The 25,019-nt window shown below is 46.8% G+C and carries 23 protein-coding genes; 14 read left to right on the top strand and 9 right to left on the bottom strand.

The window, feature by feature from the left end:
- Positions 1–238 precede the first annotated feature (238 nt).
- Positions 239–1,339, bottom strand: a complete 1,101-nt coding sequence (locus L6H70_RS24765; protein ID WP_236336845.1) for an HD-GYP domain-containing protein — start codon at positions 1,337–1,339, stop codon at positions 239–241.
- A 236-nt stretch (positions 1,340–1,575) separates the two neighbouring features.
- A complete protein-coding gene (gyrA, locus tag L6H70_RS24760; protein WP_236336843.1) occupies positions 1,576–4,122 on the bottom strand; it encodes a DNA gyrase subunit A in 2,547 nt (848 codons plus the stop codon).
- A gap of 309 nt (positions 4,123–4,431) precedes the next feature.
- Between gyrA and L6H70_RS24755 the strand changes: the two genes are divergently transcribed.
- Positions 4,432–5,307 carry a YheC/YheD family protein gene (locus L6H70_RS24755; RefSeq protein WP_236336842.1) on the top strand — a complete coding sequence of 292 codons (876 nt, stop codon included), beginning with the start codon at positions 4,432–4,434 and terminating at the stop codon, positions 5,305–5,307.
- 73 nt (positions 5,308–5,380) lie between these two features.
- Here L6H70_RS24755 and gyrB read toward each other — a convergent pair whose 3' ends face one another.
- The 6 genes from gyrB to dnaA form a co-directional block, all read right to left on the bottom strand.
- Positions 5,381–7,291 (bottom strand): DNA topoisomerase (ATP-hydrolyzing) subunit B, encoded by a 1,911-nt coding sequence (gene gyrB / locus L6H70_RS24750; protein ID WP_236336841.1) that lies wholly within the window; start codon positions 7,289–7,291, stop codon positions 5,381–5,383.
- A gap of 46 nt (positions 7,292–7,337) precedes the next feature.
- Positions 7,338–7,586: an extracellular matrix regulator RemB gene (remB, locus tag L6H70_RS24745; protein WP_206102617.1), complete on the bottom strand. Its 249-nt coding sequence runs from the start codon at positions 7,584–7,586 to the stop codon at positions 7,338–7,340.
- Between the two features lie 16 nt (positions 7,587–7,602).
- The gene (gene recF, locus L6H70_RS24740) at positions 7,603–8,721 is read right to left on the bottom strand and encodes a DNA replication/repair protein RecF (RefSeq protein WP_236336840.1); all 1,119 of its coding nucleotides are present in this window, start codon (positions 8,719–8,721) and stop codon (positions 7,603–7,605) included.
- Positions 8,722–8,744: 23 nt separating this feature from the next.
- Positions 8,745–8,972, bottom strand: a complete 228-nt coding sequence (gene yaaA, locus L6H70_RS24735) for a S4 domain-containing protein YaaA (protein ID WP_236336839.1) — start codon at positions 8,970–8,972, stop codon at positions 8,745–8,747.
- A gap of 48 nt (positions 8,973–9,020) precedes the next feature.
- Complete coding sequence (gene dnaN / locus L6H70_RS24730) at positions 9,021–10,163, bottom strand: DNA polymerase III subunit beta (protein ID WP_054942654.1); 1,143 nt, start codon at positions 10,161–10,163, stop codon at positions 9,021–9,023.
- Between the two features lie 197 nt (positions 10,164–10,360).
- A complete protein-coding gene (gene dnaA, locus L6H70_RS24725) occupies positions 10,361–11,707 on the bottom strand; it encodes a chromosomal replication initiator protein DnaA (RefSeq protein WP_054942653.1) in 1,347 nt (448 codons plus the stop codon).
- Between the two features lie 674 nt (positions 11,708–12,381).
- Here dnaA and rpmH point away from each other — a divergent pair.
- The 12 genes from rpmH to L6H70_RS24665 all read left to right on the top strand — a co-directional run bounded on the left by rpmH (position 12,382) and on the right by L6H70_RS24665 (position 23,989).
- The gene (gene rpmH / locus L6H70_RS24720) at positions 12,382–12,516 is read left to right on the top strand and encodes a 50S ribosomal protein L34 (RefSeq protein ID WP_019914530.1); all 135 of its coding nucleotides are present in this window, start codon (positions 12,382–12,384) and stop codon (positions 12,514–12,516) included.
- Between the two features lie 437 nt (positions 12,517–12,953).
- A complete protein-coding gene (rnpA, locus tag L6H70_RS24715; RefSeq protein ID WP_206102614.1) occupies positions 12,954–13,304 on the top strand; it encodes a ribonuclease P protein component in 351 nt (116 codons plus the stop codon).
- Positions 13,305–13,390: 86 nt separating this feature from the next.
- Positions 13,391–14,299 (top strand): YidC/Oxa1 family membrane protein insertase, encoded by a 909-nt coding sequence (locus tag L6H70_RS24710; RefSeq protein ID WP_206102613.1) that lies wholly within the window; start codon positions 13,391–13,393, stop codon positions 14,297–14,299.
- Positions 14,296–15,030, top strand: coding sequence for an RNA-binding cell elongation regulator Jag/EloR (jag, locus tag L6H70_RS24705; RefSeq protein WP_236336838.1), 735 nt, complete (start codon positions 14,296–14,298; stop codon positions 15,028–15,030). The genes L6H70_RS24710 and jag overlap by 4 nt, the downstream gene beginning before the upstream one ends.
- A gap of 120 nt (positions 15,031–15,150) precedes the next feature.
- A complete protein-coding gene (gene mnmE / locus L6H70_RS24700) occupies positions 15,151–16,527 on the top strand; it encodes a tRNA uridine-5-carboxymethylaminomethyl(34) synthesis GTPase MnmE (RefSeq protein ID WP_236336837.1) in 1,377 nt (458 codons plus the stop codon).
- Positions 16,528–16,616: 89 nt separating this feature from the next.
- Complete coding sequence (gene mnmG, locus L6H70_RS24695) at positions 16,617–18,503, top strand: tRNA uridine-5-carboxymethylaminomethyl(34) synthesis enzyme MnmG (protein ID WP_236336836.1); 1,887 nt, start codon at positions 16,617–16,619, stop codon at positions 18,501–18,503.
- Positions 18,504–18,506: 3 nt separating this feature from the next.
- The gene (gene rsmG, locus L6H70_RS24690) at positions 18,507–19,229 is read left to right on the top strand and encodes a 16S rRNA (guanine(527)-N(7))-methyltransferase RsmG (protein WP_236336835.1); all 723 of its coding nucleotides are present in this window, start codon (positions 18,507–18,509) and stop codon (positions 19,227–19,229) included.
- Positions 19,230–19,585: 356 nt separating this feature from the next.
- On the top strand, positions 19,586–20,401 hold the full coding sequence (gene noc / locus L6H70_RS24685; protein WP_054942646.1) for a nucleoid occlusion protein: 816 nt from the start codon (positions 19,586–19,588) through the stop codon (positions 20,399–20,401).
- Between the two features lie 212 nt (positions 20,402–20,613).
- Positions 20,614–21,375 carry a ParA family protein gene (locus L6H70_RS24680; protein WP_236336834.1) on the top strand — a complete coding sequence of 254 codons (762 nt, stop codon included), beginning with the start codon at positions 20,614–20,616 and terminating at the stop codon, positions 21,373–21,375.
- The gene (locus L6H70_RS24675) at positions 21,368–22,210 is read left to right on the top strand and encodes a ParB/RepB/Spo0J family partition protein (protein ID WP_236336833.1); all 843 of its coding nucleotides are present in this window, start codon (positions 21,368–21,370) and stop codon (positions 22,208–22,210) included. Before L6H70_RS24680 ends, L6H70_RS24675 begins: the two co-directional genes overlap by 8 nt.
- A 93-nt stretch (positions 22,211–22,303) precedes the next feature.
- A complete protein-coding gene (locus tag L6H70_RS24670) occupies positions 22,304–23,467 on the top strand; it encodes an aminotransferase class V-fold PLP-dependent enzyme (protein WP_236336832.1) in 1,164 nt (387 codons plus the stop codon).
- A 21-nt stretch (positions 23,468–23,488) separates the two neighbouring features.
- Positions 23,489–23,989 carry a DUF4446 family protein gene (locus tag L6H70_RS24665; protein ID WP_236336831.1) on the top strand — a complete coding sequence of 167 codons (501 nt, stop codon included), beginning with the start codon at positions 23,489–23,491 and terminating at the stop codon, positions 23,987–23,989.
- Here L6H70_RS24665 and yyaC read toward each other — a convergent pair.
- Positions 23,961–24,569, bottom strand: coding sequence for a spore protease YyaC (yyaC, locus tag L6H70_RS24660; protein ID WP_236336830.1), 609 nt, complete (start codon positions 24,567–24,569; stop codon positions 23,961–23,963). The two genes, L6H70_RS24665 and yyaC, sit on opposite strands and share 29 nt — an antisense overlap.
- Before the next feature lie 188 nt (positions 24,570–24,757).
- On the opposite strand from yyaC, the gene L6H70_RS24655 reads away from it, so the two are divergent.
- Positions 24,758–25,012 (top strand): putative Se/S carrier protein, encoded by a 255-nt coding sequence (locus L6H70_RS24655; protein WP_236336829.1) that lies wholly within the window; start codon positions 24,758–24,760, stop codon positions 25,010–25,012.
- Positions 25,013–25,019 lie beyond the last annotated feature (7 nt).

Here is a 25,019-nt window from a genome sequence, read left to right as displayed (position 1 = left end):
TCGTCACCAGCAACTCTTATAATATATCACATCCAGCCGTTCAATGCAAGCTCTTTTTTCAACTTCTTTTTCGAGCTCGGCGTTGATGTTTCGCGGCCAGAAATAGAATATATCATGTATAGCGTTTGATTGCAAGCATTATTTAAAAATTGATTTCAAATTAAAAGCTGTGCCTCCTCCCAGCCCCAAATAACAGAACCGGAAGGGAACACAGCTTTATACAATGCATGGAACCAGACTAGGCGATGATCTCCTGAATGTATAAATCACGCTCAAGCATCAGATTCACAATTTTGCCCTCGACTTGAACCATCGGACGTGTAGGATTGCTCCGGTCAGTGAAAATGATTTCACCATGGCGTCCATCACTCAGCTTGATTCTGGTTCCATTGTATAAGTCGGTTGTTTTTTGAATAAAGGTCTGAACAATCACCGGATCAAGCTTACCGAAACTCTCCGTAAGAATCTGCTCCAATACCTTGTAAGGCGACTGAGCCTTCCTGTAGGCTTTCTCCAGTGTCATTGCGTGGAATATATCGGCCACCGCAACAATCTTAGCGTAGAAATGAATCTGGGTACCCTCAAGATGCAATGGATAACCCGAACCGTCTATTTTCTCATGATGCTGAAGTGCAGCGAGTCTGACTCCTTCATTAATGGCCGTAACATTACGGAGCAGCTGGTAACCATAGGTTGTATGTCTACGGACCTCTTCTAACTCAGCACCGCTCAGTGGAGTCGGCTTCTGCAGCAGTGAGACATCAACCTTCACATTTCCTATATCATGCAGCAAGCCGGCAAAAGCAGCCTGCATCCAATCCTTCTGCGGATATCCGCACCATTGGGCTATTTTATAAGAGGTAAGAGCTGAAAGTACAGCGTTATGATAATTGTAGTCCTGATCATTAATAACACGCGGAGTAAATTTTAAGACATGATAATCCTTGAGCTCATTTATCAGTGCCTCTAATTGACTCCGCAATTCATAAATAGGCAGCGGAGCTGCGGCAACGGAACGGTAGCTCTGCTTAACCAGGGCCAGCATTTTTTCATACTCATCATGTAGGGGGGAATTGCTCTTGGCAAGCAACGACTCATTGATGGTTGCTCCTGTTTTAACTGAGAGAGGCTTCGTACCGGCTTTAGCCGGCTCAGAAGGCTTGTTCTCACCCTGGGCTCCCTCTATCTCCACCTGTTGAACCAGGAAAGCCTGCAAAATTTCAATATCACGGGGTAATATGACCTTCCCCTTAGAAAACAGCACGCTCCCCAAGGGGGTAACAACGTCTTTAATAATTTTCGAACCCGGTTTTACTTCTGCAACGGATATGTTTGGCATAAACTCAGCCCCTCTGTTTCTGTGAAACTTACGCTCAGGAATGCTGCTCTGCTGGAGAGACTGAACATTACCGGCCACCAATGCTACCTTGCGGCAACTAACCGCTTAACTCTCTAATTATATTATGGATATCGGCAAGCGACTAGATAGTGTGCAGCAAATTCCTAAAATATATTGTTGTACATAAAAAAAGCATGAGCTCCTGGGATCAGGAACTCATGCTTCATTAGTTCAATCTACTCGATACTATCCTCTTCACCTTCAACATCTGCTTCAGGCTCAGAATCAGTCACCGTTTCTACTTCGTCTACTATTGTACCTTGGATTTCTTCGCCATCCTCGTGCTCAGACAGATCTTCTTCTTCTTTGTCCGCTCTGCAAAGAGTAGCTACAGCATCATCTTCACGGATGTTGATTAGCTTAACGCCCTGCGCATAACGGCCCATAGTAGAAATACCATCCATGCTTGTACGGATCAATGTTCCGCTTGTCGTGATAATCATAAGGTCTTCATCATTCTTAACGACCTTCAGACCGACTACCGGACCATTCTTATCCGTAAGATTGATCGTCTTAATCCCTTTACCGCCACGGGTCTGGGAACGGTAATCACCGGCAGGTGTCCGTTTACCATAACCTTTAGTCGTTACGATCAACACTTCAAGATCCTTGTCCACGCAATCCATACCAATGACATGGTCATTGTCATCAAGGGTGATTCCCTTAACGCCGGTTGCACTGCGGCCCATGGAACGTACATCGTTCTCGGAGAAGGTAATCGACATACCGCGCGCAGTACCAATAATCAGGTTCTGCTGGCCATCAGTCAGCTTCACTTCGATCAAGGAATCCTCTTCGCGGAGATTGATCGCAATCAGTCCGCCTTTGCGGATGTTATTGTAATCTTCCAGAGGCGTCTTCTTCACAATCCCCTCACGGGTCGCAAAGAACAGATACTTGTCGCTGTCAGCTTCCTCAACCTGAATTACTGCACTGATCTTCTCACCCTGCTCGATCTGAATCAGGTTGATGATAGGTGTTCCCCTTGCAGTACGCCCAAGCTCTGGAATCTCATAGGCTTTAATCCGGTATACCTTACCCTTATCGGTAAAGAACATCAGATAATTATGAGAATTGCTCACGAAGAGATGCTCCACGAAATCCTCATCCTTCGTGTCCATGCCAATGACGCCGCGCCCGCCGCGCTTCTGGCTGCGGTAGGTGCTAACCGGCAGACGCTTAATGTAGCCGGTATGCGTAATGGTAATGACCACTTCTTCACGCGGAATCAGATCCTCATCGAGAATGCTCTCTTCCCCAACGGTGATTTCAGTACGGCGGTCATCCGAATATTTATCGCGAATTTCCTGAAGCTCATTACTGATAATCTCCAGTACAAGATGCTCATTAGCCAAAATCTCGCGGTACTCAGCAATTTTGGCCAGCAGCTCGTTATATTCATTCTCGATTTTCTCACGTTCCAGACCGGTCAGACGCTGCATCCGCATATCAAGGATCGCTTGTGCCTGCTCGATGCTAAGGCTGAAGGTCTCCATCAGGCCTTCACGGGCAATATCTGTTGTCCGTGAAGCTCTGATCAGGGCGATTACCTCATCCAGATGATCCAGCGCAATGCGCAGACCTTCCAGAATATGTGCCCGTGCCTCTGCCTTCTTCAGATCAAAGATCGTCCGGCGGCGGATAACTTCAATTTGGTGCTGCAAATAGTGATACAGCACGTCACGAAGATTGAGAATCTCCGGCTGATTGTTCACGATCGCCAGCATATTGATGCCGAATGTAGATTGCATTGCCGTATGCTTGTACAGGTTATTCAGTACAACACTCGGATTAACATCGCGTCTCATCTCGACCACTACACGCATACCGGTGCGGTCAGATTCATCACGCAGATCGGTAATGCCCTCAATCCGCTTCTCGCGTACAAGCTCTGCAATCTTCTCAACCAGTCTCGCCTTGTTGACCTGATAAGGCAGCTCATGCACGATGATCCGGGCTTTACCATTGTTCTCTTCAATGGTCGCTTTGGCGCGCATCGTAACCGATCCGCGGCCAGTGCGGTAGGCCTGACGAATACCTTCACGGCCTAAAATGTATCCAGCCGTAGGGAAATCCGGTCCTTGAATATATTCCATCAGTTCCATCGGTGTAATGTCCGGATTCTTGATCATTGCCTGTACGCCATCAATAACCTCTCCCAAATTATGCGGAGGAATATTGGTAGCCATACCTACTGCTATCCCTCCTACCCCGTTAACAAGCAGGTTGGGGTAACGGGCAGGCAGTACTACAGGCTCATGCTCTTCACCGTCATAGTTGGGTGCGAAATCAACAGTCTCTTTGTTGAGATCACGAAGCATTTCACCTGCGATTTTGGAGAGGCGTGCTTCTGTGTAACGCATCGCTGCAGCCATATCTCCATCGATCGAACCGAAGTTTCCGTGACCATCCACGAGCATATACCGCATCGAGAAATCCTGGGCCATACGCACCATCGTTTCATAGACGGCAGAGTCTCCGTGAGGGTGGTACTTACCGATAACCTCGCCGACGATTCTCGCTGACTTCTTGTGAGGTTTATCCGGAGACATTCCGAGTTCCGACATCGCAAACAAAATGCGCCGGTGAACAGGCTTAAGTCCGTCCCGCACATCCGGCAAAGCCCGGCTTACAATGATGCTCATCGCATAATCCATAAAGGATTCGCGCATTTCCTCACCAATGTCCCGATCTTTGATTTGCGGGTTATTTTGTTCAGCCATGAGTTGCTGGACCTCCTTCAGTTAAAAACCGCTACCCTATATTATATTACTTTCACAAAAACAGCACAATTAAACACGGGTAGCCTTATATCTGCTATTATTCATTTCTTTTAACACATGTAGGGGTATATGCCCTTTCCGCCAATGCCTTCAGTACATAGACTATACAGACAAGAGGAGTGGCTTTATGGCCCTATTTTCGCTCATAGAGGCATAACCTCATATCCTTATATTATAACATTATTTAGCTAGCTTGTCCTGACAATTAAGCATGCAAAATTCAATTAAGAATAGGCTAGGAGGAAGATAATGAGGATTCAACGGGTGTCCAGTAAATGGGCTAAAACAGCAGTCATCCTGCAAAACCGTCTGCTGGCGATCTTCATTCCGGAAACGCGAAAATATAAGATGGAGCATTTGTCTGAGCTGCTTGAAGTCTATGGCACGGTATATATTAAGCCTGACCGCGGTACCTATGGTACCGGGGTTATGCGGGCCGAACGGCGCACAGTACACTTAAGCCCCAGCGGACAGCAGCCGGATCTTGAGGACACATCAGCAGACAGTGGTGTACCCGAGACACGGGAGCAGGTCATGTACATTTTACGATATGCCAAGGATGCAGAGGTATATAACTCGGTAGAGGAACTCCATGCTGCATTAATTTCCAAAATCAAAGGACGCCCATATCTGGTGCAGCAGGGAATCGATCTGCTGTGCCACCAGGGAAGGCCATTTGATCTGCGCGTGCTCACGCAAAAAAATCCGGCTGGCGCCTGGGAGACCACAGGTATGCTCGGAAGAGTGGCTGCACCGCAAAAGGTGGTCACGAACTATCATAACGGGGGCAGCATAGTCTCCGTGGATGCATTGTTTAAAGAGCACATGAAGCCAGGGGAAATGGCGAAAATGATTCTGCAGCTTAAATCACTGGGTGTCAAAATTGCCACACAGCTTGAAACCGCCTACCCCGGACTTAAAGAAATCGGGCTGGACGTGGCAATAGATCAGCATCATGATCTGTGGCTGCTTGAAGTTAATACACTTCCCGCGATCATGGTGTTCAAAATGTTTCCCGATAAATCCATCTACCGCAGAATTCACCGCTATGCTGTAGCCTATGGACGTTTAAAAAGAACCCGGCCGGCAACCCGCCCCCGCCGCAAGTTTCTCTCCAAACTATGATAAAACCCCCGGCCTGCTATTCAATTACGAATAGAAGCCGGGGGTCTGTGTCTGTCATCTATCAGGGGTATTATCAGATATCAAGGTTACGAACCGATTGCGCATGCTCCTGAATAAACTCACGGCGCGGTTCAACATTGTCACCCATCAGCGTATCGAAAATACCGTCAGCCAAAATAGCATCCTCAATCGTTACCTGCAGCATCATACGGCTCTCAGGGTCCATGGTAGTATCCCACAGCTGAGTGGCATTCATTTCTCCGAGACCTTTATAGCGCTGAACATTGACCTTAACATTCTCACCAAAGGTAGCGATAATTTCATCGCGTTCTCTCTCGGTTTGAGCGTAGCGGATTACTTTGTTGCGCTCAATCTTGAACAGCGGCGGCTGTGCGATATAAATATATCCCGCTTCGATAATCTTCCGCATGTAACGGTAGAAGAAGGTCAGCAGCAAGGTACGGATATGGGCACCGTCGACGTCTGCATCGGTCATGATGACAATTTTGTGGTAACGGGCTTTGGACAGATCGAAATCATCGCTGATGCCTGTTCCGAGAGCGGTAATAATCGCCCGGATTTCGGCATTGGACAAAATACGGTCAAGCCGTGCCTTCTCGACGTTCAGAATCTTCCCGCGCAGCGGCAGAATCGCCTGGAAATGACGGTCACGCCCCTGCTTGGCGGATCCGCCGGCAGAGTCCCCTTCGACGATGTACAGCTCGCTGATCGAGGCATCCTTGGACGAACAGTCAGCAAGCTTGCCGGGAAGGGCGCTGACTTCAAGCGCACTCTTACGGCGGGTCAGCTCACGGGCTTTACGGGCCGCTTCACGGGCACGGGAAGCCTGCAGGGATTTCTCCAGCACACGCCGGGAAACCGCAGGGTTCTCTTCCAGAAACTCCTGGAGCTTCTCCCCGAACAGCGACTCTACAATTCCGCGTACTTCACTGTTGCCAAGCTTAGTCTTCGTTTGGCCTTCGAACTGCGGCTCAGGAATTTTAACCGAAATAATCGCCGTTAACCCTTCGCGGACATCATCCCCGGTCAGGTTGCCGCTGCTATCCTTAATAACCCCGGTCTTGCGGGCATAGTCATTGATTATTCTTGTCAAGGCGCTCTTAAAGCCGGATTCATGCGTTCCGCCTTCATGCGTATTGATATTATTAGCAAAAGAGTAAATGTTCTCTGTATAAGAATCGTTGTACTGCAGAGCTACTTCAACTGCAATCATATCCCGTGAGCCTTCCACGTAGATTGGTTCCTCGTGCAGTGCTTCTTTTTTCTCGTTCAAATACTTCACATACTCAACGATACCGCCATCATATTTAAACGAGTTGGAAACACCCGTCCGTTCATCCAGCAGTGAAAGCTCAATCCCCTTGTTAAGAAAAGCCAGCTCACGAATACGTGTCAGCAATGTAGAATATTCAAAAACAGTCGTTTCGGTAAAAATCTCCGGGTCGGGAAGAAAAGTTGTAGTTGTGCCGGTTTCATCGGAATCGCCGATGATTTTGATGTCATACTGCGGTGCACCGCGTCTGTATTCCTGCTGATAGACATGGCCGTCACGCTTAACGGTTACTACTACTTTCTCGGACAAGGCATTCACGACTGAAATACCTACACCATGCAGACCGCCGGATACTTTGTATCCTCCGCCGCCAAACTTACCGCCTGCATGCAGGACAGTCATTACAACTTCAAGCGTCGATTTCTTCAGCTTCACATTCTCGCCGACAGGAATCCCCCGCCCGTTATCAATAACGGTAACACTGTTATCTTCATGTATAACCACTTGAATCCGGTCGCAAAAACCTGCCAGCGCCTCATCGATACTATTATCGACAACCTCCCAGACCAAATGATGCAGACCTTTGGCACTAGTAGAGCCGATGTACATGCCGGGACGTTTCCGAACAGCTTCCAGCCCCTCAAGCACCTGAATCTGGCTCTCATCATATGTCGGTTGATTCATTGACATGCCTTCACCTACTTCTTTCAGATTATCTCTTGTAACCCAGATTAAACTATATCTCTAACAAGATTTTGGCTCTTTTTTTGAGAGTGGAGGAGGATATGGGGGAGTAGTATACCGTATTTTTGGTGACGACGATGGATTTCGCTTCCTCTTCACCGATTCGTTCCAATCTTTTGTCCTGGCCCGAATGAACGATGAACTGCTTCGACACCTTGGAGGATTTCTCAATCGATATATCAAATATAGCAATCAACTCTGAAGACCTGATAATCTTCTCCCCGCCCAAATGAATATACATGCTCTGCCTCCGCTCTTTAATTCTCCACTTTTCCATCATGAACATGAAACAGGCTTGCGTCCTTAAGCTTATCTGCATTTAAACTCTCCACACCGGTGGCGGTGATGAAGGTCTGCACCTTGCTCTGGAAAGTTTCGATAAGCTGGGTCTGACGATAGGGATCAAGTTCGGACAAAACGTCATCAAGAAGCAGCACAGGATACTCTCCGATTTCCTCATGGATCAGTTCAATTTCCGCCAGCTTGAGCGATAAAGCTGTCGTACGCTGCTGTCCCTGGGAACCGTAGACCTGAGCTTCTCTTCCGTTGATAAAAAAGGACAGGTCATCCCTATGGGGACCCGTCAGCGTCATGCCGCGCCTGATTTCCTGTTCTCTCGTTTGTGATAACTTTAACATAAATTTGTCCAATAAGACAGCTTCATCTTCCTCTTCACGCTCTCCGAAGGAAGGAACATACAGCAGTTTTAGCTCTTCTCCGCCGTTCGTAATGCCCCGGTGAATGCTTTCTGCCCATATTTGCAGCTTCTTTATGAATTGTTTCCTTTTTTTGACGATTTTAACACCATGCTCTACAAGTTGGGCATCCCATATTTCTAAAAGCTCTTTGCCGGCTGCTTCCTTGCCCCATAGCTGCTTCAGCAAATTGCCTCTCTGGAGGAGGACTTTCTGATACTGCTGTAAGTGAAAAAGGTAGCTGGGCTGCACCTGCCCGATTTCCATATCGAGAAAACGGCGGCGGATACCCGGCGTACCTTTGACAATTTCCAAATCTTCCGGAGCAAACATAACCACATTGAGTGAGCCGACAAATTCGCTCAGCCGGCGCTGCTCCAGTCCGTTGATCCTGGCTTTTTTGCCCTGGGCGGACAACGTCAGCTCCAGCTTCAAATCCCCGTACTTGCGCTCTACTTCGGCAACAATCTGAGCAGATCCTCCTGGAGCATCAAACGAAATGAGTTCCTTGTCCTTGGATGTGCGGTGGCTTTTCGTCATCGCCAGAACAAACAGAGCCTCCATGAGGTTTGTTTTGCCCTGGGCATTCTGGCCAAGAATCAGGTTCACATCGCCCAGGCTCTCCAGACGCAACAACCCGTAGTTGCGATAATGCTGCAGACCGATATTTTTGACAAACACGAAGCTTAAGCCTCCCCGAAGTACTACTCTTTTATTCCGCCGCCTTCAACCTCAAAAACGCCGTTATCCTGTACCTCTATTCTATCACCCGGGTAGAGCTTTCTTCCACGCCGTTCTTCTTTTTCTCCGTTAACGAGCACATGGCCCTCCTGCAGCAAAGCCTTAGCCATTCCTCCTGTGGATACACAATCGGCGAGCTTCAGAAATTGGTCGAGCTTAATATATCCACTGTGGATAAGTATTTTTTTCATGTTTTTTATCCTTTCCACCACTTATCCACAGGTCCGTGAACAGTGGCGTTAGTTAGTTGTGCGGTACGGCAAAATCACATACAGGCTGCGGCTCTCATCTAGCGGCCGTAAGATGATCGGACTCATCATGCCCGTAAAAGCAATAACCAGCTGCTCACTTTCGACAACCTTCAGCACATCCAGCATATATTTCGAGTTGAAGGAGATTTTTAGCGGTTCGCCTTTGAAATCAATGACTTCGAGTTCTTCACGGACTTTACCCAGCTCTGATGAGCTGGAGGAAATCTCAACATCACCGTTATCCAAAGTCTGCATGCGCACGATATTTGTTTTTTCCTCACGGGACAGCAAATAAGCACGGTCGATGGATTCGCTTAATTTTTTTGTGTCGAGCGTTAGTTCTGTTTTGTAGTTGGTCGGAATAATTCTAGAAGTATCCGGATAAATGCCATCCAGGATGCGCGAATAGAACAGCACTTTATCGATTTTGAACAGGACCTGGTTGTCGGCTACGACAATATCCACCAGCATATTCTGGTCCGGAATGATTTTGCTCAGTTCATTCAGCGTTTTACCGGCAATTACGACATTCGCAAACTGTACACTTTCTGTGCCTTCCAGATGCGCTGCTCTTGTAGCCAGGCGGTGGCGGTCAGTCGCCGTGAATTTGAATTCATTATCGCTTAAATTCCACAGGATCCCGGTGAGGATTGGTGTTGTTTCTTGGGTAGAGATGGAGAAAGCGGTCTGTTTGATCATATTCTTCAGCAGGTCGCCTGGCAGAGAGATCGTTTCATTCTCTTCAATGCTGGGCAGAACAGGAAATTCCTCAGGATCAAGACCGACGATTTGAATCTCGGTGGATCCGGAGGAGATATAGGTTTGGAAGCCTTCCTTGACTTCCATGTGAATTTCTTTGGAGGGAAGCTTCTTGATAATCTCAACGAAAAATTTGGCAGGAAGCACTACGCTTCCGGGCTGTTCGACTTTTACGATCGTATGGCTGTCATTTTCAGCCGGAATGAAGGATTGAATCGAAATATCCGTGTCGCTTGCAGTCAGTGTTACTCCCTGATGGCTGACTTCAAACTTAATGCCGGTCAGAATCGGAATAGTCGTTCTGCTGGAGATAGCTTTGGATACATGCCCGATGGATTCGTTGAGTTCATTTTTAAGAATGCTTATTTTCATGATTTCACTCCTAGCTGAAAAGTTGGGAAATGGTCTTACGTTTATCCTCTTTGAAACCTGCTCTTAGAAGATGAATTATTATAGATCTTTAATAGTATTAGTAGTAGGGGCTCCGTTTATGTGGATAACTCCCGTAAACAGCATAAAATTAAGCCTACCCACATGTGTATAGATTGTGTATAGGCTCTTTGTTCCTCTTAGGAAGGATTTTTAATTTTCTCCGCAAGATTATTGACCACTTTGTACAACTCCTGATCGACCTTTAATGACTGTGTAATCTTCTCATGGGCATGAATTACAGTTGTATGATCGCGTCCTCCGAAGGCTTCACCAATCTTAGGCAGCGAATAATCCGTTAGTTCACGCGAGAGATACATCGCGATTTGTCGCGGAAAAGCGACGGCTTTGGTACGTTTGCGCGCTTTGAAATCTTCCATGCGTAAATTGTAGTATTCTCCCACCTTTTGCTGAATATCACCGATGGTGATCATTTTTGGCCGGCTGGACGGGATAATATCCTTCAGTGCCTCGGCTGCCAGATGAGTGGTTACGTCCTGGTTGGTTAGCGAGGAGTAGGCCACAACCCGGATCAGCGCGCCTTCCAGCTCACGGATATTCGTATCAATCTGGTTAGCGATATACATCATTGCCTCATTGGGGATGTCAAGGTTCTCCGCTTTGGCCTTCTTGCGCAGAATGGCTATGCGTGTCTCCAGATCCGGCGGCTGAATATCGGTAATAAGTCCCCATTCAAACCGGGAGCGCAGCCGTTCTTCCAGTGTTGGAATTTCCTTTGGCGGACGGTCACTGGAGATGATGATTTGCTTGCGTTCTTCGTGCAGTGCATTAAACGTATGGAAAAATTCCTCCTGCGTAGACTCTTTGCCAGCCAGGAATTGAATATCGTCAATTAGCAGAATGTCAACATTGCGGTATTTGTTGCGGAAGCTTTCGCCGCGGTTGTCACGGATGGAATTGATGAACTCATTCGTAAATTTCTCGGACGAGATGTAGATAACCTTGTTGTTAGGGTTATGTTCCAGCACATAGTGCCCGATGGCATGCATTAAGTGGGTTTTTCCCAGTCCCACGCCGCCGTACAAGAAGAGGGGGTTATAAGCTTTGGCCGGCGCTTCGGCCACAGCCAGCGAGGCTGCATGCGCAAAACGGTTGCCGGAACCGATTACGAACGTATCGAACGTATATTTCGGATTAAGCAGATGGGTCTGCGCTTCTTCACGCGATACTGCTGGCGAAGGCGCCATCTGTTGAATTACAGGCTCTGAGGGTTTGTTCTCCTCAATTACAAATTTGACGTCCACCTGTTGTCCGGTAACCTCATAAACTGTAGCTCCTACCAGTTTTGTGTAACGACTTTCCAGCCATTCTACGGCAAAAGTTGTAGGTGCCGAGATGATAAGGGCCTGAGAGCTGAACGATAATGCTTTCGTCGCTTTAAACCACGTATCAAAACTCGGTTTGCTTAGTTTAGTTTGAATAATCGATAAAATTTGCTGCCATAATTCGGAAGTATGGCTGTCCACAGACTGTCACTCCTTTAAATCTTCCAAATGTGGCGTCAGCCATGAAGTGGAAATGTCGAAGAAAATGGGTTCGTGCTGAATCTTATCCCCAATATGCAATATCAAGAGACAAAAAAATATGGATAAATTTGAATTGTTCACAACTTTATCCACAGCTTGTTGATAATATAGAGAACAAACAAATCTATTCACATTCAAAAGTAATACCATCATAGCAAAACCACCCTTGTTTTTCAATGAGCCGAGCCATTTTATCCACAAATTCAATCACTTGTGTATAATTTTTAAGAACAACACTACATATTGTTGATAATTTGTTTACCGTTCGACAGGTTCCGTCATGGCTCCTATTTTTTTATACACAGGTTGTGCTCACTTTTGTGGATGTGGATTTATTTTTTAGTCACAGGTGGATAACTGTAATAGCTTGTGGATTAGTTTTTTGAATCTGAAGGACTGTGGATAAACAATCTGCGGAGAGGGGGAGGGAGTACAGAGAAACGGTTGACTTTTGGGCCGATTCTGTGTTTAAATATATAAAGGTGTTTTCTGTGAGGATATGTCTCCAAATTTAATTGATAATACTTGTAGATACTGTCCCTACTCAAAAGAGCGGCTTAGACCGTTTCTGCTAATATGACAGTAATTAAGATCCTGTAAGGGAGGTGCAATACATGAGACCGACGTTCAAACCGAATGTGAGCAAACGCAAGAAGGTGCATGGTTTCCGCAAAAGAATGAGCACGAAAAACGGCCGTAAAGTGCTGGCAGCCCGCCGCCTGAAAGGCAGAAAAGTTTTGAGTGCGTAAGTTAGGCCACTTAGGGACCACTGCGGTGGTCCTTTTTTAAATATAAGGGGGCATAAATGCAGAGCTGTATTTTTCGCTTCCTTATATAGGGCAGAAACGGATATCGTCCTGTTAGATGGAACCAAGCCGTTTTCTAATTTGTGAATGGACACTTTCGAGGCTCAGCAAAGGCTCATGGCTACACTTTGCGGGCCTTTTTTAGCAGAGAAGAAGAGCTAATAGGTGTCACACTCTAAATGATCCCTCTCTAACTCGCAGAAACGGATACCTTCCTTATAAGGACGGCAAAGCCGTTTCTTCTTATGTATACGCAGATCGAATGAAGAACATGTCTGATCCCGGACAAGCCGTTTATGGCGGCAGCCGGATGACTATACTAATTAGAAGATAAATTTCCGGAGCTTCCCTGAAGCCCGGTTTTTGAATAGGAGATTCCCGTGCACAAAAGTTTACGATTACGAAACCGTGCGGACTTTAGCCGCGTATACCGCCATGGGAAGTCATTTGCGAATCATCAGTTTGTTGTGTACTGGTTCAGCAGAAAAGAGGTGGAGAGGTTCCGGCTTGGTGTGTCGGTCAGCAAAAAGGTCGGAAACGCCGTCGTCCGCAACCGGATGAGACGACTGGTGAAGGAAATTATCCGTCATCACGAACCGGAAATTGCCGGCGGGTTGGATATGGTATTTATCGTAAGAAAAGGAGCCCTAAATATGGATTATGCGGAGCTCGAAAAAAGTGCCCTCCATGTACTGCGCAAAGCCAAGCTGCTCAAGGCCTCACGCAAGTAATGGCTGCGGAAGAGGCTTGTTTATTTGTATTCATAATTATGGTATGATTTACGGTGCAATGGAATGTTTAAGAGAGGGGTTTTGAAGTGTCTCTATTGAAGACTAAACGAGGAAAAATGTTTCTTCTCCTCGGGTTAATGGTTCTAATGATCGCTGTTCTGTCGGGATGCTCTCCGTCGTCGACTACAGTGACGCATACTACGGAGGATTTGAAAAACGGAGGCTTTTGGCAGAGTAATGTAGTATATTATTTCGCCATCGCCCTGGATACGTTCGCAAAGTGGTTTAATGGACAATATGGACTGGCCGTTCTTGTAATGGTTATTATTGTCCGTACGCTAATCTTGCCGCTTACCATGAAACAGGTAAAGAGCTCGCGTGCGATGCAGGCGATTCAACCGGAACTTGAGAAGATTAAGAAAAAATATAAAGATGAGCCCGAAAAGGTACAGCAGGAAACAATGCGCCTTTTCCAGGAAAACAAAGTAAACCCGATGGCAGGCTGTCTGCCGCTGATTGTGCAAATGCCGATTTTTATCGCGCTTTACAACTCGATTTATTATAACCCTGATCTGCGGGAGCATTCTTTCTTGTGGCTTCAGCTAGGTAAACCTGACCATCTGTTCATTCTGCCATTGCTGGCTGCAGCAACTACGTTCCTGCAAACCCGCATGATGACCAAAATGAATCCGGTTCAGCAGCAGGGTCCAATGCAGTTCATGATGATGGTATACCCGGTATTGATCTTCATCATGTCGTATAACTTCCCTTCAGCACTGCCGTTGTACTGGTTCTACAGTAACCTTTACACCATTATCCAGAACTACTTCTTATACCGCAACAACGATAAGACCAAGTTGGCTGTCGCAACTGCTGGTACCGGCAAAGAAGTGAACCTTGTGAAGGGCAAGGATACAAGCGCCCGCAAGGATGTTACTCCCGCTGCAAAAGGCAATGGCGGCAAAGCAAAGAAGGGAGCCAAAAAGTCAAAATGAGCAAAGTCGTCGCAACAGGGAAAACCATTGAAGAAGCTGTAGAACGGGGACTTAACCAGCTTGGAGTTCAAAAGGACCGGGTCACGGTCAACGTACTTGAACAGCCGTCAAAAGGATTCCTTGGATTGATCGGTGCGAAAAGTGCCAAGGTGGAACTCACCTTGATTACCGAAGCCGCACCGGCGTCAGCGGCGAGTGCTCCGTCACTGCCTCAGCAGTCAACACGAGAGAGCAAACAGGAGGCTGGCGGCGGTGTGCCGCGCCAAGATTCCGGACAACCGGTGGAGGAAGCTTACCAAGAGGCCGTTCATTTCATTGTGGATGTCGCCAAGAGCATGGGGCTCACGGTGGAAGTTGAAATCGTTCATACCAAGGAATCGACTATTCTGCAAATCTCCGGTCCGGATCTCGGCCTCCTGATTGGCAGAAGAGGACAAACTCTCGATGCTCTGCAGTATTTGGCTAATATTGTGGCCAACCGTTATTCTGACAGTTTCATCCGTCTGGTGCTCGATGCGGAGAATTTCCGCGAACGCCGCAAGAAGACTTTAGAAGAACTGGCTGACCGATTGGCTGGCCGTGTAGTTCGGACCCGTAAAGAGGTTGTGCTGGAGCCCATGTCGCCGCAGGAGCGTAAGATCATTCACTCCAGGCTGCAGGATCATCGTCAAGTCAACACACTTAGCAAGGGTGAAGAACCTAACCGGCGCGTCGTTATAACTTTGAAGTAGAGATGAATACAGCCGCAATGACTCCTTGACCAATGTAAGGGGTCATTGCTTTTTTTAGAACCATAAGATTTTAGTGCATTCACATTCTAAATTAAACACTATATTGAGGTGAGAAACAGCATGCTTAGTGACACCATTGCTGCCGTATCGACGGCACTGGGCGAGGGCGGAATTGCGATTATCCGCGTGAGCGGACCGAAAGCTATATCTGAGGTTGCCCCTTTGTTCCGCAGTACAACTCCGCTTACGGAGGTTGCTTCCCATACCGTTCATTATGGCCATATTATTAACCCGGTGGACGGGGAACGGATGGAAGAGGTCCTGGTGACTGTAATGAAGGGACCACGGTCCTTCACAACAGAGGATGTAGTGGAGATCAGTGCCCATGGCGGAGTAATATCAGTCAGAAGAGTGATGGATCTGCTTTTGCAGCAGGATATCCGATTAGCCGAGCCGGGTGAATTCACCAAGCGCGCTTTTCTGGGCGGGCGGATTGATCTCTCCCAGGCAGAAGCGGTCATTGATTTGATTCGTTCAAAGTCGGACCGTGCCTTTTCCGTTGCCCTGAAACAGGTCAGCGGATCGTTATCCGAGCGGATCAAGAGTTTGCGCCATACCCTTATTGAGACTCTAGCACACATTGAAGTGAATATTGATTATCCTGAGCATGATGTGGAAGAATTCACGGCTGAGTTCATTAAAGCAAAAAGCAGTGAGGTAATGGAAGGTATTAATAAGCTGCTGAAGACGGCCAATGAAGGAAAAATTCTGCGTGAAGGTATTACGACGGCCATTGTCGGCCGCCCTAATGTCGGCAAGTCCTCCTTGCTTAATGCGCTTGCCCGTGACAACAAAGCGATTGTAACGGATATTCCGGGAACAACGCGTGATGTAATAGAAGAATATGTAACAATCAACAATATTCCGCTGAAGCTACTGGATACCGCCGGTATTCGGGAAACTATGGATGTAGTTGAGAAAATCGGTGTAGAACGTTCCAAGGCAGCTTTTAGTGATGCTGATCTGATCCTGCTTGTCCTTAATGCAAATGAAGAACTGCATGAGGATGAATTGGCACTAATGGAACAAATCCACGGTAGACAAGCCTTAGTCATCATGAATAAAATGGACTTACCGCCACGCCTGGACAAAGCCAAGCTGCTTACGTTCTTTGACGAATCGAGCATTGTGCCGATGTCGGTGCTGGAGGAGGAAGGGCTGGATAAGCTGGAGGAAGCCATTTCGGAGCTGTTTTTCGGCGGAAAACTGGAATCCGGCGACCTTACTTATGTCAGTAATGTACGGCATATCGCCTTGCTCAAAAAAGCGTATAAATCGCTGCAGGATGCTTACGAAGCAGCTGATATGTTAGTTCCAATTGATATGATCCAAATTGACGTTCGTCTGGCTTGGGAGCAGCTCGGAGAGATTATCGGTGATACCGCTGCTGATTCGCTGCTAGACCAGATTTTCTCGCAATTCTGTCTAGGCAAATAATATGTAGCAAGGGATCTGGATGGGATCCTTCCACTGCATAAAACTATATAATTAAGCTTGTTATATGAAGCTATTAGGAGGAATAAGAGATGAGTTATGAAGGAGGCAGCTATGACGTAATAGTCATTGGCGCCGGTCATGCCGGCTGCGAAGCTGCACTGGCTGCAGCCCGGATGGGCTGCAACACTTTGATGATTACTATTAACCTGGACATGGTGGCATTCATGCCGTGTAATCCTTCAATTGGAGGTCCGGCCAAAGGACATGTAGTCCGTGAAATCGATGCGCTTGGCGGAGAGATGGGCCGTAACATCGATAAGACTTTTATTCAGCTGCGGATGCTCAATACCGGTAAAGGACCAGCAGTTCATGCTCTACGCGCACAGGCGGATAAATTCCTTTATCAGCATGCCATGAAAGAAACGATGGAGAAGACGCCTAACCTGACGCTTCGTCAGGGGATGGTTGAGGAACTGATCGTTGAAGACGGACGTTGTGCCGGTGTGATTACCAAGACAGGCACTATATACCGTAGTAAGACAGTTATTTTGACCACCGGAACTTACTTGCGCGGAAAAGTAATTATGGGTGAGCTGACTTATGAGAGCGGACCAAACAATCAGCAGCCTTCTGTACGCCTGTCGGAGAACCTGCGTGAGCTCGGCTTCGATCTGGTTCGCTTTAAGACCGGTACACCGCCGCGTGTGCATAAAGATACGATTGATTTCTCCAAGACAGAAATTCAGCCTGGTGATGATAAGCCGAAGTTCTTTTCTTTTGAAACCAAATCGTCACAAAACGAACAACTCCCTTGCTGGCTGACCTACACTTCTCCAGTGACGCATCAGATCATTAATGACAATCTTCACCGTGCTCCAATGTTTACCGGTATTATTGAAGGAACAGGTCCGCGTTACTGCCCTTCCATCGAAGACAAGGTGGTCCGGTTCAGCGACAAGTCGCAGCACCAGATTTTTCTTGAACCGGAAGGAAAAAACACATCAGAGTACTATGTACAGGGTCTTTCCACCAGTCTGCCGGAGGATGTTCAATTAGCAGTACTTCGCTCCATCCCGGGAATGGAAAAGGTAGAAATGATGCGCAACGGCTATGCGATTGAATATGATGCGATGGTGCCTACCCAGCTGTGGCCTTCACTTGAAACCAAACGTCTGCCGGGACTGTTCACTGCCGGACAGATCAATGGTACATCCGGATATGAGGAAGCAGCTGGACAAGGCGTAATGGCCGGGATTAATGCTGCCCGCAAAGTGCAGGAGAAGGAACCTGTGGTTCTCGATCGTTCCCAAGGCTATATTGGAGTGCTGATTGACGATCTGGTTACCAAAGGAACTAATGAGCCTTATCGTCTGCTTACATCACGGGCAGAATACCGTTTGCTGCTTCGTCATGACAATGCCGACCTGCGGCTGACACCTATAGGCTATGAGATTGGGTTGATACCGCAGCAGCGTTATGAAGCTTTCCTTAATAAAAAGGAAACAGTCGAACGTGAAATTGTCCGGCTTAAAGAAACAAAAGTGAAACCCGTAGAAGTCAATGAAGCATTAGCAGCTTTTGAGTCTGCAGCTATTGTAGATGGCAGCAATCTGCTTACACTGATGCGCCGTCCCGAGCTTGCTTACAGCTTTGTTGATCAAATATCTCCAGCCCCTGAATTCCTTGATGAAGAGATGAAGGAGCAGGTGGAAATTCAGATTAAGTATGCCGGATATATTGAGAAACAGCTGGCACATGTGGAAAAGCTGCAAAAGATGGAAAAGAAGAAAATCCCGGATGATATTAACTATAATGAGATTCATGGACTGGCTATGGAAGCCCGGCAGAAGCTGACGAAGATTGCCCCGATATCTATCGGACAAGCTTCACGGATTGCCGGAGTCACACCGGCTGACATTTCGATTCTGCTTGTGCACTTAGAGCATTACAACCGAGTAACGGCGGCGAAAGGATAATTTATGGACAGTATTTCAGCGCAGTTCACTGCACTTTTACAGGAGCGGGGCCTTCAGCTTACCCCCCGGCAATTGGAGCAATTCGAGCTTTATTATCAGGAACTGGTGTCTTGGAATGAGAAGATGAACCTTACCGGGATCACTGAACGCAGTCAGGTTTATATGAAGCATTTTTACGACTCGCTTTCTCTTGCCTTCTATTTGAACATGGATGATGTGAAAAGTCTGGCAGACATCGGATCAGGAGCAGGATTTCCCGGCATTCCCTTGAAAATCTGTTTCCCGCATTTAAAGCTGACAATTGTGGATTCTTTAAGTAAAAGAATTTCATTTCTCCAGCATGTGTGTGATACCTTAGGACTAACCGGAGTAGAGCTTATTCATGGCCGGGCAGAGGATGTAGCCAGACAATTCGTTCACCGTGACGCATATGATGTAGTAACTGCCCGTGCTGTGGCACGTTTATCACTGCTGAATGAATTCTGTCTTCCGTTCACGCGAAAAGACGGTATTTTTGCAGCGATGAAGGGAAATGATCCTGCTGAGGAATTAACAGAAGCCAAAAGAAGCCTCAAGGAATTACGGGCTGAACTCAAGCAAGTGGAGTCATTCAGCCTGCCAGTAGAGGAGTCGGCGCGGCAAATCGTGATGATCCGCAAAACTGGAGCCACACCGGCCAAATATCCCCGTAAAGCAGGAATGCCTGCCAAATCACCACTGATCTGATTGTTTCACGTGAAACAAATGTGAATATGCAAATTGCGTTTTATAGCATACAAAACAACAAGCCTTTTATCCATGGAGGCTTGTTGTTTTATTTTGTGATAGGGGTTAAGAAGCTTTCACGCTGAATTTAAAATGCAGGAAAAATAGGTCTTTATGGAGAATAGGATTATGAGCGGAAAAGTGATAGAATAATATAGTGATAGAATTTCAGCGACTATCTGGAATGGAGTTTCTTCCGGAAATGAGCGTCTTTTTGCCTGGGGATTCCAGGCTGCATTGAATGCTGTACGATAAGCTTTTCTCCAGGCAAGGTCAAGAGGATCGTACTATAACGAAACTAGGTGGTTATGAACGGAATGAAAGAACAATTCACCAAGCTTTTTGGATTTACCGAGCGGAGCAGCGGAGAAGAGATCAAACAGATCCCGGTTCATGAGGTAATTAGCAGTCCTTATCAACCACGGACAATTTTTGATGATGAGAAGATAGACGAGCTATGTCAGACCATCAAAACTCACGGAGTTATTCAACCCATCGTTGTGCGAGTGCGTGATTCTTTGTATGAGATTATCGCTGGTGAACGGCGTTGGCGTGCGGTTAAGAAGCTCGGCTTGGAGACCATTCCGGCCATTGTTCGTGAGTTCAATGATTCTCAGGCTGCATCAATTGCATTAATAGAAAATTTGCAGCGCGAAGGTTTAACCTCTATTGAGGAAGCTATTGCTTATCAGAAATTGATTGATCTTCATCAATTGACTCAAGAAAGCTTGGCACAGCGGTTAGGGAAAAGCCAATCCACGATCGCAAATAAGATTCGCCTCCTGCAGCTGCCCGAGCAAGTTAAGACAGCCCTCATGGAACGACAGATCACAGAGAGACATGCTCGTTCCTTGTTATCTCTGGACAGTGTGGAAATGCAGCTGAAAGTACTGGCTGAGATTATTGCCAAGGGCTTGAATGTGAAGCAGACTGAAGCTCGCATAGCCTTTTACAAAGCTGTTAACCAGACCAAAAAATCAAAACGGGTTTCCTACACCAAGGACGTTCGTCTAGCGCTTAATACAATTCGTCAATCCATTGATATGGTATCAGGCTCAGGAATGGAAATAAAGACCTCGGAAAATGACCGCGGCGACCATTATGAGATTGTGATTCAGATCCCAAAACGATAAATTGTTTCAAAAGCTGAAGGCGGCCCTGAGGTGATTGGCCGCCTTTTGTATGACTTCAATCAGATTATACCGGCGGATGAATTCGTTGAAAATTATACCTGTATATTTATCTATATTTCTCGCAATAAGTGATGCCGTCTAATTCACGGTCTGCGCCGTTACAACTTCACGAACTACAAGATGATTCTTTCTAACAATTCGAGGTGAAATAAGTGTCCAAGATTATTGCCATAGCAAATCAAAAAGGCGGCGTTGGTAAAACGACAACCTCCGTGAACCTGGGTGCCGGAATGGCTACTTTGGGTAGAAGAGTGCTTCTTGTCGATATCGATCCGCAAGGCAACACTACAAGCGGCGTTGGCGTCAACAAAGCGGATGTAGCAAATTGCATTTACGATATACTTATTAATGAGGCTAACCCTCAAGAAACAATTCTACAGACGCAGATCGAAGGGCTCGATATTATCCCGGCTACGATTCAATTGGCAGGTGCTGAAATCGAATTAGTGTCGACGATCTCCAGAGAACTGAAGCTCAAAAAGGCGCTCAATGCGGTTAAAAGTAATTATGATTACATCATTATCGATTGCCCGCCTTCACTCGGCATTCTTACTATTAATTCACTCACTGCGGCAGACTCGGTCATTATTCCAATCCAGTGTGAGTACTATGCGCTGGAGGGGCTCAGCCAATTGCTCAACACAGTGCGTTTAGTACAAAAAAATCTTAATACTCATCTAAAAATTGAGGGAGTACTGCTGACCATGCTTGATGCCCGGACGAATCTGGGGATTCAAGTTATTGAAGAGGTCAAAAAATATTTCCAGGAGAAGGTATATAGAACGATTATTCCTCGTAATGTTCGTCTTAGCGAAGCTCCTTCGCATGGACAATCCATAATTACGTATGATACCCGTTCCAAAGGAGCAGAAGTGTACTTAGAGTTGGCAAAGGAAGTGATCTCTTATGAGTAAGCGTTTAGGGAAAGGTCTAGATGCATTAATTCCATCCTTGTCGATCAACGAAGATGATAAGGTTGTGGAGATACCTTTGGGTCAGTTGCGGGCTAATCCTTATCAGCCGCGCAAGGATTTCAATGAAGAAGCAATTCAAGAATTGGCCGAGTCCATAAGACAACATGGAGTCATCCAGCCGATTATTGTCCGCAGCGTGTTAAAGGGATATGAAATCATCGCTGGTGAACGCAGATTCCGGGCGTCACAATATTGCGGAAAGGCAACAATTCCTGCTGTTGTGCGAAGTTTGAGTGACCAACAGGTGATGGAAATTGCCCTTATTGAAAACCTGCAGCGTGAAAATCTAAATGCGATGGAGGTTGCCGTTGCATACCAAGGTTTAATGGATCAGTTTTCACTGACTCAGGAGGAATTATCTCTGAAGGTTGGTAAGTCGAGATCGCATATCGCTAATTTTTTGCGGTTGCTCACATTGCCGGAGGAAGTTAAGGATTATGTTTCACGTGGAACAATTTCGATGGGTCATGCCCGGGCAATTGTGGCGTTGAAGGATTCCGAGACTGTAAAGCAGCTGGCCGAACAATGTGTGGAACAGCAATGGAGTGTAAGACAATTGGAAGAGGTTGTGAAGAACCTTGACCGTAAACCAACTGCTGGAGTAAAGGCGAAAATCGTTAAACGTGATCCGTACATTGATAATGTAGAGGAAGGATTGCGTGAAAGATTCAAGACCACGGTGAAAATTAAGCAAGGTAAAGACAAAGGGAAAATCGAGATCAACTATTATAGTGCCCAAGACTTGGAAAGACTGCTCGAACTATTGGGGAACTGATTTGAATATCTTTGCCCGAAAACATATCCTGAGGTATCCTTAACACGGATATGGAGGGGTATGTTTTTTAAACTCGAAAAGTGAGGTTAGAGAATGGAGCCACTGGTATATCTGGATCATGCGGCAACATCCTGGCCTAAGCCGCCAGAGGTGGCTGTGGCGATGATGGAGGCGTTGGAGCACTCGGGGGCTAATGCCGGCCGCGGCAACCACTCGCTGGCTATAGGGACGGGCAGAGTGCTTGTGAGAGCGCGCGCCTTGCTGGCTGAACTATTTGCAATATCAAATGCCCAGGATATTGCCTTTACCCACAATACAACGATGGGGCTAAATATGGCCATTAAGGGTACACTTCAACCAGGGAATCATGTGATATCGACGATGACTGAGCATAATTCTGTACGCAGGCCATTGGAATATTTGCGCCGGACAATAGGGGTAGAGGTTGATTATTTGCGGGTCGATAAAGAGGGGCAAATCAATCTGCAGGAATTGAATAAGCTCTTTAAGCCTAATACTAAAATGGTGATATGCAATCATAGCTCGAATCTGCTTGGCAGCATTCTCCCGATTGGTGATATAGGCGATATCGCCAAATCTAATGGTGCTGTTTTTCTGGTCGATGCAGCCCAAAGTGCAGGTTCACTGGATATTAATGTGAAAGAAATGAACATTGATTTGCTTGCTTTTCCGGGACATAAAGGCCTGCTCGGTCCACAAGGGACAGGAGGACTCTATATTTCGCCAGAGCTTGATCTGGAACCTTTGATGCTCGGGGGGACCGGCAGCCAATCCGAGAACAGCGAACAACCGGCGGTGCGCCCGGACCGTTATGAGGCAGGGACACAAAATGCAGTGGGCATAGCCGGACTGCTCGCCGGAGTGAAAATCATTAAATCTTTGGGCACACAAAATATCCATCATCAGGAATGGATATTAACGCAGAAAATGATGGAGGGACTGTCGGCAATCCCTGGTATTAGGCTGCTTGGTCCTGCCATCGGAGCTCCACGGAGCGGAATTGTTTCTTTTACAATCGAAGGACGGGAATCAGCAGATATTGCACACCGGCTGGACCGAGGATACAACATAGCTGTACGGGCTGGAATGCACTGCACGCCATTAGCTCATCAAGCAGTTGATACACTGGGGAGCGGAGCTGTGCGGGCTAGTGTAGGGGTAAGCTCCACAGAAGAAGACATTAACAGATTGCTGGATGCCATGGCTGAGTTATATGGCCTTCACTCCAGCAGATAAATACAAAAGGATGGTCCATACATGTCAGAGTTGAATCAAATAATAAGTGAACAGTTATCATTAGTTGTATTTGCTGCTGCTGTTATTCTATTGGTGCTGGTAATTATCCAGATCGTTCAGGGCAGTAAGCTCCGTAAAATGCGGCGCAAATACGAAGCAATGATGAGCGGGAATGGTGTCGAGGATCTGGAAAGCCTGCTGATTGATCTCAAAAATCAGAGCGAAATGCTTGAAGAGGGACAACGTGAACACAAGGCGTTAATTGAAGCAGCTCAGACAAAAATGCGCGGCATGAAATCAAAAGTTGCGATAAAGCGGTACAACGCATTCGGTGAGCGTGGAAATGACTTGAGCTTTTCAATGGCAATTATTGATGACAGCAGCAGTGGTGTGGTACTAACGAGCCTGCACAACCGCGAGAACTCTTATATATACTCTAAGCCGCTGGAAGGCGGAACTTCCCAGTACCCGCTCTCACCGGAAGAGAAGGAAGTTATTGCTCTAGCGCTGCAGCAGATTTAGCATGAAGCTTCCATTGTTTTAAAGCGGAATAGAGGCTGACGGCAATAATATCAGACAGACGCATGACAAGACTCAGCCGGGTATTCTGCAGAACGAAATACTCCATAAATCCGCCGACATTTACAATACCGGTTAGATGAATATCCCCGACTGGAGGCAGCTGTTTATTCACACCAGCTCCGGGACGCAGCGGGCCATCCACGACCTGGATGCAGCCGACACTGGCGGAATGCCCTAAACAAGCATCAATGCCAATGATAAAGGGATCCTTATATTCATTGTGAATAAGAGTCAAAGTCTCTTCCAGATTCACGGCATGTACAGGCTCGTCCAGTGTTCCGTAAAGATGGAACAAGGGACTGTGAAAGCGGGCTAATGCCGTACCGACCAAAGGGCCAAGGGAGTCACCGGTAGAGCGGTCCGTACCTACACAGACAATCACGATTGGAGTATCCGGACGGGTACGTGATAAGTGGAAAAGCAAACGGTGCATGATCGCCGAGTAGATGTTAGGATCAGCATGTGATATTTTTAAACAAGACGGCTCTGGCAGCGGTACAGCTTGAGAAGAGAAATTCATATAATCTTCCTTTCTGCGGCGGAACTTCTACGAAAATATCAGCAGTCTGCTATTTCATTTCATAGATTGCTGATAGCTTAAGCCATCTGTCCGCGGGGAGAATGTTAATGATCCTAGTATATGGATGAAAGAGGGTTTTTATACTACAGGTGCAAGAGATAGGACCTTAAGCCCAGAGGGAGGTATACATGGAAGAAGAGATGCTGATTGCATTTGACTCTACGCAGCAGGCGCTGCGCGCAGAAATGCTGCTCGAATATGCGGAGATCGAAATCGATATCTTCCCGACTCCCAAAGAAATTACCGCAGGGTGCGCGATGTCGATCCAATTTTTCGAAGCTGATCTCGTTGGAGTCCGCAAGCTGATTGCCGAACAGAATGTTGAAATCCGCGGAATATTCAGTAAGAATGGTGAGGGCAGCGGCTACATAGAGGTAGAATAATAAGGAG

This window comes from Paenibacillus auburnensis (assembly GCF_927798115.1).
Classification (GTDB): Bacteria; Bacillota; Bacilli; order Paenibacillales; family Paenibacillaceae; genus Paenibacillus_AQ; species Paenibacillus_AQ auburnensis.
This window is presented reverse-complemented; position numbering and strand designations above follow the sequence as displayed.

What these genes read in the sequence shown, in the direction of transcription:
- L6H70_RS24765 (WP_236336845.1), bottom strand. Translation starts at nt 1,339, where the DNA reads ATGCCAAACATATCCGTTGCAGAAGTAAAACCGGGTTCGAAAATTATT.
- gyrA (WP_236336843.1), bottom strand. Translation starts at nt 4,122, where the DNA reads ATGGCTGAACAAAATAACCCGCAAATCAAAGATCGGGACATTGGTGAG.
- L6H70_RS24755 (WP_236336842.1), top strand. Translation starts at nt 4,432, where the DNA reads ATGAGGATTCAACGGGTGTCCAGTAAATGGGCTAAAACAGCAGTCATC.
- gyrB (WP_236336841.1), bottom strand. Translation starts at nt 7,291, where the DNA reads ATGTCAATGAATCAACCGACATATGATGAGAGCCAGATTCAGGTGCTT.
- remB (WP_206102617.1), bottom strand. Translation starts at nt 7,586, where the DNA reads ATGTATATTCATTTGGGCGGGGAGAAGATTATCAGGTCTTCAGAGTTG.
- yaaA (WP_236336839.1), bottom strand. Translation starts at nt 8,972, where the DNA reads ATGAAAAAAATACTTATCCACAGTGGATATATTAAGCTCGACCAATTT.
- dnaN (WP_054942654.1), bottom strand. Translation starts at nt 10,163, where the DNA reads ATGAAAATAAGCATTCTTAAAAATGAACTCAACGAATCCATCGGGCAT.
- rpmH (WP_019914530.1), top strand. Translation starts at nt 12,382, where the DNA reads ATGAGACCGACGTTCAAACCGAATGTGAGCAAACGCAAGAAGGTGCAT.
- jag (WP_236336838.1), top strand. Translation starts at nt 14,296, where the DNA reads ATGAGCAAAGTCGTCGCAACAGGGAAAACCATTGAAGAAGCTGTAGAA.
- mnmE (WP_236336837.1), top strand. Translation starts at nt 15,151, where the DNA reads ATGCTTAGTGACACCATTGCTGCCGTATCGACGGCACTGGGCGAGGGC.
- mnmG (WP_236336836.1), top strand. Translation starts at nt 16,617, where the DNA reads ATGAGTTATGAAGGAGGCAGCTATGACGTAATAGTCATTGGCGCCGGT.
- rsmG (WP_236336835.1), top strand. Translation starts at nt 18,507, where the DNA reads ATGGACAGTATTTCAGCGCAGTTCACTGCACTTTTACAGGAGCGGGGC.
- noc (WP_054942646.1), top strand. Translation starts at nt 19,586, where the DNA reads ATGAAAGAACAATTCACCAAGCTTTTTGGATTTACCGAGCGGAGCAGC.
- L6H70_RS24675 (WP_236336833.1), top strand. Translation starts at nt 21,368, where the DNA reads ATGAGTAAGCGTTTAGGGAAAGGTCTAGATGCATTAATTCCATCCTTG.
- L6H70_RS24670 (WP_236336832.1), top strand. Translation starts at nt 22,304, where the DNA reads ATGGAGCCACTGGTATATCTGGATCATGCGGCAACATCCTGGCCTAAG.
- L6H70_RS24665 (WP_236336831.1), top strand. Translation starts at nt 23,489, where the DNA reads ATGTCAGAGTTGAATCAAATAATAAGTGAACAGTTATCATTAGTTGTA.
- yyaC (WP_236336830.1), bottom strand. Translation starts at nt 24,569, where the DNA reads ATGAATTTCTCTTCTCAAGCTGTACCGCTGCCAGAGCCGTCTTGTTTA.
- L6H70_RS24655 (WP_236336829.1), top strand. Translation starts at nt 24,758, where the DNA reads ATGGAAGAAGAGATGCTGATTGCATTTGACTCTACGCAGCAGGCGCTG.